Below are 13,152 nucleotides of genomic sequence, written 5' to 3' on the forward strand. Positions count from 1 at the left end.
GTGCCGCACAACAAATACACGTAAGTGTCCAGAACGCCCACCCCTACGACCCCGCCCCCTCCGTCTCGTAGCGCGCCTGATCCCCGGAGGGGGGTAAGAAAGCGGTCCGCGGTCGCCGCAAGCACCCGACTCACCCCCACCGGGTCAGGCGCCTCATGGGGTGCCGCCGCCCAGTGGTAGCTGGGGATGCAGGGGGTGAGAAAGCGGTTCGGGGTTGCCGCGAGTGCCTTGCTGACCCCTCCTCCGGTCGTCGTGCGCCCACACGACCGGAGGGGGTGTGGCGGGGTGCTCCCCCTGGCCGAAGGCTGGGGGAGACGAGCGGTGCGCGCGGTGCCGAATGTTGTGGGGCAGCGCCGCGAGCGCCGAGGTGGGGGTACCCCCGGCCGGAGGCTGGGGGAGTGCGCCGGCGCGGCACCGACCCCACGCCAACAGAGCGCAAGCCCGCACCGACCGCGCCGGATGGGGGCACCCCCGGCCGAAGGTTGGGGGAGGGCGGGCGGGCGGGGAAACCCCCAACAGCAACCACAACGGCGCCGCAGACGACGACGCCCCCCGCCCACGGAACCCGTGGGCGGGGGGCGTCGCGGCGAACCGCCCCGTAGGGGCTACCGCTTGCGGAGGTGGAACGTGAGCCCGAGCGCCTCGTCCGCGAAGGCCGGGCCGTACCCCTCCTCGGGCCCGCCGGAGGCGAAGTCCGTCGCGAGGACCTCGTCCGCGACGAGCCGCGCGTGCTCCTCCAGCGCCGCGGCGAGCTCCGCGTCCGCCGCGGCCCAGCGCAGCGCGATGCGGTCCGCGACGTCCAGGCCGCTGTTCTTGCGGGCCTCCTGGACGAGCCGGATGACGTCGCGGGCCAGGCCCGCCCGGCGCAGCTCCGGGGTGATCTCCAGGTCGAGCGCCACGGTCGCGCCGGAGTCGGACGCGACGGACCAGCCCTCGCGCGGGGTCTCCGTGATGATCACTTCCTCCGCCGACAGGGCGACCGGCTCGCCGTCCACCAGCACCGACGCGTTGCCCTCGCGGAGCGCCAGCGAGAGCGCCGCCGCGTCGCACTCGGCGACGGCCTTGGCGACGGCCTGGACGCCCTTGCCGAAGCGCTTGCCGAGCGCGCGGAAGTTGGCCTTGGCGGTGGTGTCCACCAGGGAGCCGCCGACCGCGCTGAGGGACGCCAGGGAGGCGACGTTGAGCTCCTCGGCGATCTGCGCCCGCAGCTCCTCGCCCAGGGCGTCGAAGCCGGAGGCGGCCACCAGGGCCCGCGAAAGGGGCTGGCGGGTCTTGACCCCGGACTCGGCACGCGTGGCGCGGCCGAGCTCCACCAGGCGGCGTACGAGGGCCATCTGGTCGGACAGGACGGGGTCGACCAGCGCCTCGTCCACCGCCGGCCAGCTCGCCAGGTGCACCGACTCCGGGGCGCCCGGGGTGACCGGGACGACCAGGTCCTGCCAGACGCGCTCGGTGATGAAGGGGACCAGCGGCGCCATCAGCCGGGTCACCGTCTCGACGACGTCGTGCAGGGTGCGCAGCGCCGCCTTGTCGCCCTGCCAGAAGCGGCGGCGGGAACGGCGCACGTACCAGTTGGACAGGTCGTCGACGAAGGACGAGAGCAGCTTGCCCGCGCGCTGGGTGTCGTAGGACTCCAGGGCGTCGGTGACGTCCCGTACCAGCGCGCCCAGTTCGCCGAGCAGCCAGCGGTCCAGCAGCGGGCGCTCGGCCGGGGCCGGGTCGGCCCCGCTCGGGGCCCAGTCGGAGGTACGGGCGTACAGCGCCTGGAAGGCCACCGTGTTCCAGTACGTCAGAAGGGTCTTGCGGACGACCTCCTGGATCGTTCCGTGGCCGACCCGGCGGGCGGCCCAGGGCGAGCCGCCGGCCGCCATGAACCAGCGCACCGCGTCGGCGCCGTGCTGGTCCATGAGCGGGATGGGCTGGAGGATGTTGCCCAGGTGCTTGGACATCTTCCGGCCGTCCTCGGCGAGGATGTGGCCCAGGCAGACCACGTTCTCGTACGCGTTCCGGTCGAAGACCAGGGTGCCGACCGCCATCAGCGTGTAGAACCAGCCGCGGGTCTGGTCGATCGCCTCGGAGATGAACTGCGCCGGGTAGGTGCCCTCGAAGCGCTCCTTGTTCCGGTACGGGTAGCCCCACTGCGCGAACGGCATGGAGCCCGAGTCGTACCAGGCGTCGATGACCTCGGGCACGCGCACGGCCGTGGCGGAGCACTGCGGGCACGCGAAGGTGACGTCGTCGATGAAGGGGCGGTGCGGGTCGAGGCCGGTCTGGTCGGTGCCGGTCAGCTCCGACAGCTCGGACAGGGAGCCCACGCAGGTGAGGTGGTCCTCCTCGCAGCGCCAGATGGGCAGCGGCGTGCCCCAGTAGCGGTTGCGGGAGAGCGCCCAGTCGATGTTGTTGTTGAGCCAGTCGCCGAAACGGCCGTGCTTGACCGCCTCCGGGTACCAGTTGGTGCGCTCGTTCTCGCGGAGCAGGGCGTCCTTGACCGCGGTCGTGCGGATGTACCAGGACGGCTGCGCGTAGTAGAGCAGCGCGGTGTGGCAGCGCCAGCAGTGCGGGTAGCTGTGCTCGTACGGCAGGTGCCGGAAGAGCAGGCCGCGCGCCTGAAGGTCGTCGACGAGCGCCTCGTCGGCCTTCTTGAAGAACTGGCCGCCGACGAGCTCCAGGCCCTCCTCGAAAGTGCCGTCGGGGCGCACCGGGTTGACGACGGGGAGGCCGTAGGCGCGGCAGGTCTTGAGGTCGTCCTCACCGAAGGCGGGCGCCTGGTGGACCAGGCCGGTGCCGTCCTCGGTCGTCACGTACTCGGCGTTGACGACGAAGTGGGCGCCTTCCATCTCGACCAGGCCGAAGGGCCGGTCGTACGTCCAGCGCTCCATCTCGCGGCCGGTGAAGCTCTGCCCGGTGGGCTCCCAGCCCTCGCCCAGCGCCTTGCCGAGCAGCGGCTCGGCGACGACCAGCTTCTCCGCGCCGTCGGTGGCGACGACGTAGGTGACGTCGGGGTGGGCGGCGACCGCGGTGTTGGACACCAGCGTCCACGGGGTGGTCGTCCACACCAGGAGCGCCGCCTCGCCGGCGAGCGGGCCGGAGGTGAGCGGGAAACGGACGTAGACCGAGGGGTCGACGACGGTCTCGTAGCCCTGCGCCAGCTCGTGGTCGGACAGGCCGGTGCCGCAACGCGGGCACCAGGGCGCGACGCGGTGGTCCTGGACCAGCAGGCCCTTGTCGAAGATCTGCTTCAGCGACCACCAGACGGACTCGATGTACTCCGGGTCCATCGTCCGGTAGGCGTCGTCGAGGTCCACCCAGTACCCCATGCGGGTGGTCAGCTCGGCGAAGGCGTCGGTGTGCCGGGTGACGGACTCGCGGCACTTGGCGTTGAACTCGGCGATGCCGTACGCCTCGATGTCCTTCTTGCCGGAGAAGCCCAGCTCCTTCTCGACGGCCAGCTCGACCGGGAGGCCGTGGCAGTCCCAGCCGGCCTTGCGGGTCACGTGGTGGCCCTGCATGGTCTTGAAGCGCGGGAACACGTCCTTGAAGACGCGTGCCTCGATGTGGTGCGCGCCGGGCATGCCGTTGGCGGTGGGCGGCCCCTCGTAGAAGACCCACTCGGGCTTGCCCTCGGTCTGCTCCAGGGAGCGGGCGAAGACCTTGTTCTCCTGCCAGAACGCGAGCACGTCGTGCTCCAGCGCGGGCAGGTCGACCTGGGCGGGGACCTGGCGGTACTGCGTCATCGGATCTGCCTCCGGCGGACACGTTCGCGTGCGTATTCCGTCGGAGGGACGAGAGCGCGTGCTGTGCGTGCTCCCGCGGTACCACCCTCCTTGGCCGCGGCCGGACCCGTACGGGTTCGCGCCGCAACCCCCTCATTGGGGTCGCGCTGCCGGGTCTACTCGCCCTCGCGGGCTTTCTTCCGGCGGCTCCGGGGTGATCTTCACGTCGCGCACACCCCCGGGCTTCCACCGTCCCCGGGTCGCTATGGGCTGCGTACGGCGCTACTCGTCCCCTTCCACGCCTTTCGCTCCGCCCAGTGTAAGGGGCCGCGGGGTGCCGTGTCGGCCGGGTTTCGGCGGGCGGCGGGTGTGACCCGAATGGCCCGGTCCGCACCCTGTTACCCGTTGGTACCGGAATACCTCGTGGAGAGCTGGGCACAACGGATGCAGACCTGCCTCCCGACCGGGCCCGGCAGGCGGATCAGGCGGCGTGCCCCGTTGCCGCGGGTCCGGAGCCGATTTATCGTTCCGGCACGATTCGCGAGCAAGATCACGATATGTGAAGGGGCCGCGGCCATGGTGGGGAAGAAGACCACCGTCACGAAGAAGACGACGGCGAAGAAGACGGCACCCGGGGCCGCCTCCACGGCCCGCAGGAAAGCCGCGCCCACCCCCGGGAAGACGGCGGCCAAGCGCCCCGCCAAGGCCGCCTCGCCCGCCCGCAGGACCTCCGCCACGGCCGATGAGGGAGCGGCCGCCCGCAAGAGGGCCCCCGCGAAGAAGGCGGCACCGGGGAAGTCGGCGCTGCCCGGGAAGAAGGTCCCCGCAAGGGGGGCCACCGCGGCGCCCGCAGCGAAGAAGGCCCCCGCCCCCCAGAAGGCCCCGGCCGGGAAGAAGGCGCCCGCGAAGAAGGCTGTCGTACGCAAGGCGGCACCCGCCGCGAGGAAAGCCGCGGCGCCCGCCGCGGGGAAGACCGCGGCCAAGGCCGCAGGAAAGAAGGCGGCCGTGGCGGAGGAGACGACGACGAAGGCGGCGTCCACGCGGAAGACCACGGGACGTACGACGAGGAAGACCGCGCCCCCCGCCAAGAAGACGGTGACGGCGGCGGAGAAGCCCGCGAAGGCGCCGGCCGCGGCCAGGACGGCCGCACCCGCGAAGAAGGCCGCACCGGCCGGCAAGGCCGCGAAGACCGCGAAGGCGGCCACGCCGGCGAAGGCCGCGAAGACCGGCGGCACCACCGCCCGGGCGGCGGCCAAGAGCACGAAGACCGCGAAGACCGCGAAGTCCGCGAAGACGGGAGCCAAGAAGGTGGCAGCGAAGAAGACGACGGCGGCCGGTGCGGCCGCCGCGGGGGCGTCGGCCTCCGCCGTCCCCACGGCCCGCCTCGCGGAGGCGGCCGGTGCCGTCACGGCGGGCGACCTGGTCGTACGGCCGGACGAGGAGCCGTGGTCCGAGGAGGAGGTGGAGGCGGCGCGCGACGAGCTGCTGGCCGAGATGGACCGGCTCCGCGCCGAGATCTCGACCTCGGAGAACGCCATCACCGGGCTGCTGCGCGACTCGGGCGACGGGGCCGGCGACGACCAGGCGGACACCGGCACCAAGAACATCACGCGCGAGCACGAGATGGCGCTCACCGCCAACGCCCGCGAGATGCTCGCGCAGACCGAGCACGCGCTGGAGCGGCTCGACTCCGGTACGTACGGGCGCTGCGAGTCCTGCGGCAAGCCCATCGGCAAGGCGCGGATGCAGGCCTTCCCGCGCGCGACGCTCTGCGTGGACTGCAAGCAGCGGCAGGAGCGCCACTGATCGCGGGCACCGGGAATCGCGGGGCCCGCACCCCCGCAGCCCCGCTGTTCGGACGCATGTGCCGTAACCTCGTCAGCGTCAGGATCCGGCCTGGCGGCGATCAGGGCTGAAGGACTCACATGGCGAAGGCACAGGAGACCGCGGCGGAGACGGCGGAGCAGCCGACCGACGGTACGGAGGAGGTCACCGGCAAGGGACCGCGGCGGATCGCCGTGCTCCTCGGGGTGGCGACGCTGGCGTACGTCCTCGACCTCGTCTCCAAGATCTGGGTGGTGACCAGCCTCGAGGGGCACGAGCCCATCGACGTGATCGGTCACTACCTGCGCCTCGAGGCGGTGCGCAACGCCGGGGCGGCCTTCGGGTTCGGCCAGGGCATGACCATCGTGTTCACGGTGATCGCGGTCACCGTCGTCGTCGTGATCGCCCGGATCGCGCGCAAGCTGCACAGCGTGCCGTGGGCGATCGCGCTGGGCCTGCTGCTCGGGGGCGCCTTCGGCAACCTCACCGACCGGGTGTTCCGCGCTCCCGGCTTCCTGCAGGGGCATGTGGTCGACTTCATCGCGCCGACCCACTTCGCGGTGTTCAACCTGGCGGACTCCGCGATCGTCTGCGGCGGCATCCTGATCGTCCTGCTGTCGTTCCGGGGTCTGGACCCGGACGGAACCGTGCACAAGGACTGACCCGGGGCCGACCGGCCGAGGAGGCGCCGCGCATCCGGCATACTCGATCAGGTGAGTATGCCTGCCGAAGTTCGATCCCTCCCTGTCCCCGACGGCCTCGAGGGCGAGCGTGTCGACGCCGCCATCGCCCGTATGTTCGGTTTCTCGCGGACCAAGGCGGCCGAGCTGGCCGCCGCCGGGAAGGTGACGATCGACGGCAGCGCGGCCGGGAAGTCCGACCGGGTCTCGGGCGGCGCCTGGCTGGAGGTCGAGATGCCCGCGCCGCCGCGCCCGGTGGAGATCGTCGCCGAGCCCGTGCCGGGCATGCGCATCGTGTACGACGACGACCACGTGGTCGTGATCGACAAGCCCGTCGGCGTGGCCGCCCACCCCAGCCCCGGCTGGACCGGCACCACCGTCATCGGCGGTCTGGCCGCCGCCGGCTACCGCATCTCCACCTCGGGCGCGGCCGAGCGCCAGGGCATCGTCCACCGGCTCGACGTGGGCACCTCCGGACTGATGGCCGTGGCCAAGTCGGAGATCGCCTACAGCGACCTCAAGCAGCAGTTCCGCGAGCGCACCGTGGACAAGCGCTACCACGCGCTGGTCCAGGGCCACCCCGACCCGCTCAGCGGCACCATCGACGCCCCGATCGGCCGCCACCCCCAGCACGACTACAAGTGGGCCGTGACCGCGGAGGGCAAGCCCAGCGTCACGCACTACGACCTCGTCGAGGCGTTCCGCGCGGCCTCCCTGCTCGACATCAAGCTGGAGACCGGCCGCACCCACCAGATCCGGGTCCACATGGCCGCCCACCGCCACCCCTGCGTCGGCGACCTGACCTACGGCGCGGACCCCACGCTCGCCAAACGGCTGAAACTCACCCGCCAGTGGCTGCACGCCGTGCGCCTGGGCTTCTCCCACCCCGAGGACGGCCGCTGGGTGGAGTTCGAGAGCACCTACCCGGACGACCTGCAGCACGCCCTCGACACCGTGCGGGCCGACAGTGCCTGAGGACTACGAGGTGCGGGTCGCCGCCGACCCCGACGACCTGAAGGCGTACTACGCGATACGGCACGAGGTCTTCGTCGTCGAGCAGAAGGTCCCCGCCGAGCTGGAGTACGACGCCCACGACGCCGGCGCCGTGCACGTCCTGGCCACCGGCCCCGGCGGCGCCCTCGGCGCCTGCCGGCTGCTCCTCGGCGACGACGGCACCGGGATCCTCGGGCGGCTCGCCGTGACCGGCGCGGCCCGCGGGCTGGGCATCGGCGCGGCCCTGGTGCGCGAGATCGAGGTCGAGGCCCGGCGGCGCGGTCTGTCCGCCGTCGAACTGCACGCCCAGACCCACGCCGTCGGCTTCTACGAGCGGCTCGGCTACACCTCCTTCGGCGAGGAGTACGAGGAGGCGGGCATTCCGCACCTCTCGATGAGGCGCGTGCTCTGACCGGGGCGGGAGCGGTCGGCATGCCACGCTAGGGGTGTGGATCAACTCGCGCTGTTCTTCGCCCTGATGCTCGCGGCCATCGTGATGGTGCCGCTGGGCGACCGAATGGGGCTGCCGTCGCCCGTTCTGATGACGCTGCTCGGGGTCGTGCTGGCCCTCCTGCCGTTCGTGCCGAACGTCCAGATCAACCCCGAGCTCATCCTCCCGCTCGTGCTGCCGCCGCTGCTCTACGCCTCCGTACAGCGCACGTCCTGGCGGCAGTTCGCCGCCAACAAGAAGGCCATCTTCCTGCTGGCCGTCGCCCTGGTGCTGATCACCACCGCGGCGGTGGGCGCCATCGCCAACTCCGTCGTCCCCGGTATCTCGATCGCCGCCGCCCTGGCGCTGGGCGCCCTGGTCGCCCCGCCCGACCCGGTCGCCGCGACCGCCGTGGCCGGGCGCCTCGGACTGCCCCGCCGCATGGTGTCGACCCTGGAGGGCGAGGGGCTGTTCAACGACGTCACCGCGATCGTCGTCTACAACGTGGCCGTCGCCGCGGCCGTGACGGGCTCCTTCTCCTGGCCGGAGGCGCTCGGCGAGCTGCTGCTGTCGGCGGTGGTCGCGGTCGGCGTCGGTGTCGTTCTGGGGTGGACGGCCTCCAAGCTGATGGGGGTCGTGGGCGATCCGACCCTGCAGATCGGGCTCTCCCTGCTCGTCCCCTTCGCCTCCTACGCGATCGCCGACGAGGCGCACGGCTCCGGCGTCCTGGCCGTGCTCACCACCGCGCTCTTCCTCGCCGAACACGCCCGCGACGCCGACGACGTGACCGGGCGCCTGGTCGGCGCCACCTTCTGGGAGGTCGTCGACACCCTCGTGACCGGCGTCGCCTTCGGCCTGATCGGCCTGGAGCTGCACAACGTCTTCGGCGTCGGCGCGGGCCGCTGGGGGACGATGGTCGGTCACGCGGCGATCGTCGTCGGCGCCGTCGTCCTCGTACGGCTGGCCTATCTGATGCCCGCCTCCGCGGTGACCAGACGGCTGCACAAACGGCGCGACCTCGACGAGGACATCCCGATGTCCTGGCGCGAGACCGTCGTCATGTGGTGGTCCGGCATGCGCGGCGTGGCGTCCGTCGCCCTGGCGCTGGCCATCCCGCACACCACGGAGACGGGCGAACCCTTCCCGGCGCGCGACGAGATCCTCTTCATCGCCTTCTCCGTCGTCCTCACCACCCTCGTGCTGCAGGGGCTCACCCTCCCTTGGGTCGTCAAACGGCTCGGGGTGAGCAGCGACACCCAGGTGGAGCACGACATGGAGATGCTGCTCGCGCTGCGCGCCATGGCCGCCGCCAAGCAGCGGCTGAAGGAGGTCGAGGAGACCGAGAACTTCCCCGAGGAGGTCTCCGAACTCCTGCACCGCCGTGCCTTCGACGTCGGGGCCCGGATCTGCCCGGACATCGTCGACGACGAGAAGCGCGAACGGCACACCGCCCGCGTGCGCCGCATCAGGACCGTCGAGCGGGTCCAGCGGGACATGCTCTCCGCCGCGCGGCACGAGGTCCTCGCCGCCCGCAGCGAGCCGGGCTACGACCCCGAGATCGTCGACCGGGTGCTGCGCCAGCTCGACGTGCGGAGCCTGCGCGTGTCCCGATAGGCGGCCGCCGCGCATCGGGACGCGGTTCGCGCCCGCCTCGGGACGCGGGCTTGTCGGGACCCGCCGCCTACCGGGACCCGGGGCCCGGTCCGATGTCCTCGGCCCCGGGCGTGGCCTGCTCCCGGTCCGGGGCCTCGGTCAGGCCGGGGGCGGTGGCGGTGTTGACGCGCGGCAGCGCGTACGGGTGCTCGCGGCGCAGCCAGTCGATCATCTGCTCCCGCACCACGCAGCGCACCGTCCAGATGTCGTCCGCGTCCTTGGCCGTGGCCAGGGCCCGCACCTCGATCGTCGTGGGAGTGGTGTCGGTCACCACCAGGCCCCAGGCCCGCCCGTCCCACTGCTCGCACTCCTTGACGACGTCGTGCAGGTGTGCGCGCATCAGGTCGACGGGAGTGGCGTGGTCCAGGTGGAAGTAGACGGTGCCGGTCATGCGGGCGTTGCCGCGGGACCAGTTCTCGAAGGGCTTGCTCGTGAAGTACGAGACCGGCATGGTGATCCGCCGCTCGTCCCAGGTGCGGACCACCAGGTAGGTGAGGGTGATCTCCTCCACCGTCCCCCACTCGCCCTCCACGACCACGGCGTCGCCGATCCGGACCATGTCCCCGAAGGCGATCTGCAGCCCCGCGAAGAGATTCCCCAGCGTCGACTGGGCGGCGATGCCGGCGACGATGCCGATCACGCCCGCGGAGGCCAGCATCGAGGCGCCGAAGCCGCGCATCGCCGGGAAGGTCAGCAGCATGGCCGCCACCGCCACCACGCCCACGACCGCCGAGACCACCCGCTGGATCAGCGTCACCTGCGTCCGCACCCGTCGCACGCGTGCCGCGTCCTGGGCCGCCGAGGCGTAGCGCGAGTACGACGCCTCCACGACGGCCGCCGCGACCCTGACGACCAGCCAGGCGCAGGCTCCGATCAGCACCAGCGTCAGCACCTGCCCGATGCCGCGGGTGTGGCCGCGGGCCAGGTGCGCCTGCTCGTACGAGCCGCGCAGCAGCGAACCGCAGATCACCAGCTGGAGCGGCAGCCGGGCGCGGCGCAGCAGGTCCCACAGCGGGGTCTCCGGATGCCGGGCGTCGGCCCGGCGCAGCGCGTGGTCGGCGGCCCAGCCCACGGCGAACGTCACGATGAGGGAGCCGCCCACCACGCCGAGCGGCCGTATGACGGAATCCATGTCTTCGACGGTAACGGGCATGATGGAGCCCGTACCCGACCGTGCGCCGATCATGGGAAGTGAAATTGTGACCTCGGGCATGACCATCGTGCTGTTCCACTCGGCCTACGGGCTCCGTCCGGCCGTGCACGCCGCCGCCGACCGGCTGCGCGCGGCCGGCCACGAGGTGCACGTTCCCGACCTCTACGAGGGCCGCACCGCGGAGACCGTCGAGGAGGGCATGGCGATCAAGGACGAGATCGGCCGCGACGAACTGCTGATGCGCGCCGTCACCGTCTCCGGACCGCTCTCCGACCGCGGCCTGGTCTACGCCGGGTTCTCGCTGGGCGGCTCCATCGCGCAGAACCTCGCCCTCGCCGACGCCAAGGCCCGGGGTCTCCTGTTGCTGCACGGCACCTCCGACATCGCCGACGACGCCGCCACCGACATCCCCGTCCAGCTGCACGTGGCCGAACCCGACCCCTTCGAGCCGGACGACTGGCTGAACGCCTGGTACCTGCGCATGCGCAAGGCGGGCGCCGACGTGGAGATCCACCGCTACCGCGGTGCCGGCCACCTGTTCACCGACCCGGACCTCGACGACTACGACGCGGAGGCGGCGGAGCGCGCCTGGGCGGTCGCGCTGGACTTCCTCGCGGACCTCGCGGCGGAGGCGGGGGACGCGTAACGCCCGTGCGGGAGGGGGCCGTTGTCAGTGGCCGCTGAGATCATCCGGGACATGGGTGTTCTCTACGGGTACTACTCCGCCGCCGACGACAAGGACGCCGCCCGTGCCGTGGTCCGCGTGTTCCGCCAGGCCGACGGCGGCAGTGGCGACCAGCACGTGACCCGGGGCATCGACCCGGTGGTGGAGTTGCTCCCCGCGGAGGTGCTCATCACCGGCCGGGCCCCGGAGGACGTGCGCTCCGACCCGCGCCGCGGCGCCCTGGTGGGGGTGGCCGGTGAGGGCAAGGTGGTCGCGGTCTCCCTCACCGACAGCTTCCGCGACGCTCTCGCCGCCTTCGACGCGGACCTGCTGGACGACGTCGCCATGGGGTGGTCCCGCTCCTCCGGGGGCCTCCACGGCGTCCACGGCCCCGACGTCCTCGGGCCGTTCCTCAAGGAGCTCGCCGGGCTCGCGGGCCGGGCGAGGGCGCGCGGCCGGCGCCTTTACTGCTGGATCCGCCCCTGACCCTTGTGCGTCCGCAGGGCGCCGTCGTGGGCGGCCGCGGGCGGGGAGCCGTCGTACAGCGTCCAGCACCAGACCGCGGTGCCGGCCGCGACCCCCGCGAGCACCAGCACCCCCGCCCAGCCCAGCAGCCGGGCCGTGCCGGTGCTCCGCCGGGGCCCGGTGGCCGCGGCGAGCAGCAGGAGGGCCGCCGAAGGGAGGAACAGGTACATCCCCGGTACGGCGCCCATGACCGACCAGGTGACCAACGCCAGTGCGATGATCACGCAGGCCTGGGCGAACACGCGTGGTGAACGTCCCAGGAGCGGTGGCAGCGTCAGAGGCAGCATGGTCAGGATGAAGAACCCGCCGTAGTAGCTGTCCAGCCCGAACAGCAGCCCGGGGACGGCCGCGGCCACCGCCCCCACCGAGAGCCCCAACTGCCGTCGCTCGATCCGCGCCTGTACCTCCGGCCCTGCCCCCATGGCCGCCCCTTCCCCCTGGCGAACGTCTCTTTGAACGCGTTCAACCTAGCGGATCCCGGGGCGGGTTCCGCATGCCCCGCGACGTCGGCGTCCCTGAGGGTGCCGTTCCCCGGAACACCCCGCCTGACGGCCGGACACGGCCGCGGCCCCACCCCGGGGCTTCGGGGCGGGGCCGGATGGGCCGGCTCACCAGGCACTGGCGCCGCCGTCGACGGCGTAGTTGGCCCCGGTGATGTACGAGGCCCGATCGGAGGCGAGGAAGGCGGCCAGTTCGACGATCTCCTCGGGCCGGGCGAAGCGCTTGAGGAGCGTCTTGCTGATGATGGCGTCCCGCATCGCCTGGTTGTCGCCGAGGTCGCGGTCACTCGCGGGGGTCAGGACGGGGCCGGGGCTGATCGCCACCGCGCGGATGCCGTGGGGCGCACCCTCGAGGGCGAGTTGCCGTGTCATGCCGATGACGCCGGCATTGGCCGCGGTGTGCCCGACCATCGGGGGGTTCGCGCCGGCGATCATGCCGGCCATGGAGGCGACGTTGATGATGACGCCGCCGCCGCGGCGGACCAGGTGGGGCCAGGCGAATTCCGAGACGAAGAAGGGGATGTCGAGTTCGCCGGTGATGGTGGTGTGCCAGTCCTCGACCGAGAAGTCCGGCAGTGGGCCGAAGCGAAGGGAGGCGGCGTTGTTGTAGACGACGTCGAGCCCGCCGTAGGCGGCCACGGCGTCGTCGACGAGGCGTCGTGCCTGGTCGGGGTCGGTGAGGTCGATCGGCGCGATGCCCGTCATCTCGCCGCCCGCGCGGCGGACGAGCTCGGTCGTCTCCTCGTTGCCGTCGGGGTGGATGTCGGCTCCGACGACCTTCGCGCCTTCTCTGGCGAACACCTGGGCCGCGACGCGGCCCATGCCCCCGCCGGTGCCGGTGATCAGCACGATCTTGTTCTCGAGAAGAGGGGTCATGGCAGTGCTCCTGGGCAGTGCGGTGTGGGGGGGTGGGGTGGTGATGCCGCAGCCGGCCCCCGGGTGCGTGCCGGGAGCGATGCACCCGGGGGAGGTCCGTCGCCAGATGTGGGCCGAAACCCGCGCCGAGATCCGGTGAGG

Annotated in this window: 11 protein-coding genes; 7 read left to right on the forward strand and 4 right to left on the reverse strand. The window is 72.3% G+C overall.

What is annotated here, in order from left to right:
• Positions 1-605: 605 nt before the first annotated feature.
• A complete protein-coding gene (gene ileS, locus AB0F62_RS24795; RefSeq protein WP_361803067.1) occupies positions 606-3,734 on the reverse strand; it encodes an isoleucine--tRNA ligase in 3,129 nt (1,042 codons plus the stop codon).
• A gap of 555 nt (positions 3,735-4,289) precedes the next feature.
• Here ileS and AB0F62_RS24800 point away from each other — a divergent pair.
• The 5 genes from AB0F62_RS24800 (at position 4,290) to AB0F62_RS24820 (ending at position 9,254) form a co-directional block, all read left to right on the forward strand.
• Positions 4,290-5,519, forward strand: coding sequence for a TraR/DksA family transcriptional regulator (locus tag AB0F62_RS24800; protein ID WP_361803070.1), 1,230 nt, complete (start codon positions 4,290-4,292; stop codon positions 5,517-5,519).
• Between the two features lie 119 nt (positions 5,520-5,638).
• Positions 5,639-6,199, forward strand: a complete 561-nt coding sequence (gene lspA, locus AB0F62_RS24805; protein WP_361803073.1) for a signal peptidase II — start codon at positions 5,639-5,641, stop codon at positions 6,197-6,199.
• A gap of 51 nt (positions 6,200-6,250) precedes the next feature.
• On the forward strand, positions 6,251-7,192 hold the full coding sequence (locus AB0F62_RS24810; protein WP_361803076.1) for an RluA family pseudouridine synthase: 942 nt from the start codon (positions 6,251-6,253) through the stop codon (positions 7,190-7,192).
• Complete coding sequence (locus tag AB0F62_RS24815; RefSeq protein ID WP_361803079.1) at positions 7,185-7,622, forward strand: GNAT family N-acetyltransferase; 438 nt, start codon at positions 7,185-7,187, stop codon at positions 7,620-7,622. Before AB0F62_RS24810 ends, AB0F62_RS24815 begins: the two co-directional genes overlap by 8 nt.
• 36 nt (positions 7,623-7,658) lie before the next feature.
• Positions 7,659-9,254: a Na+/H+ antiporter gene (locus AB0F62_RS24820; protein ID WP_361803082.1), complete on the forward strand. Its 1,596-nt coding sequence runs from the start codon at positions 7,659-7,661 to the stop codon at positions 9,252-9,254.
• Between the two features lie 67 nt (positions 9,255-9,321).
• On the opposite strand, the gene AB0F62_RS24825 is transcribed toward AB0F62_RS24820, so the two are convergent.
• On the reverse strand, positions 9,322-10,425 hold the full coding sequence (locus AB0F62_RS24825) for a mechanosensitive ion channel domain-containing protein (RefSeq protein WP_361803085.1): 1,104 nt from the start codon (positions 10,423-10,425) through the stop codon (positions 9,322-9,324).
• A gap of 79 nt (positions 10,426-10,504) precedes the next feature.
• On the opposite strand from AB0F62_RS24825, the gene AB0F62_RS24830 reads away from it, so the two are divergent.
• Both AB0F62_RS24830 and AB0F62_RS24835 read left to right on the forward strand, forming a co-directional pair.
• A complete protein-coding gene (locus AB0F62_RS24830; protein WP_361803275.1) occupies positions 10,505-11,092 on the forward strand; it encodes a dienelactone hydrolase family protein in 588 nt (195 codons plus the stop codon).
• A 51-nt stretch (positions 11,093-11,143) separates the two neighbouring features.
• A complete protein-coding gene (locus tag AB0F62_RS24835; RefSeq protein ID WP_361803088.1) occupies positions 11,144-11,596 on the forward strand; it encodes a hypothetical protein in 453 nt (150 codons plus the stop codon).
• Here AB0F62_RS24835 and AB0F62_RS24840 read toward each other — a convergent pair.
• A complete protein-coding gene (locus AB0F62_RS24840) occupies positions 11,575-12,057 on the reverse strand; it encodes a hypothetical protein (RefSeq protein ID WP_361803091.1) in 483 nt (160 codons plus the stop codon). The two genes, AB0F62_RS24835 and AB0F62_RS24840, sit on opposite strands and share 22 nt — an antisense overlap.
• 186 nt (positions 12,058-12,243) lie before the next feature.
• Positions 12,244-13,011, reverse strand: a complete 768-nt coding sequence (locus AB0F62_RS24845; protein WP_361803094.1) for an SDR family NAD(P)-dependent oxidoreductase — start codon at positions 13,009-13,011, stop codon at positions 12,244-12,246.
• Positions 13,012-13,152: the final 141 nt, after the last annotated feature.

Origin of the sequence: Streptomyces sp. NPDC026673, assembly GCF_040638135.1 — a bacterium.
GTDB lineage: Bacteria > Actinomycetota > Actinomycetes > Streptomycetales > Streptomycetaceae > Actinacidiphila.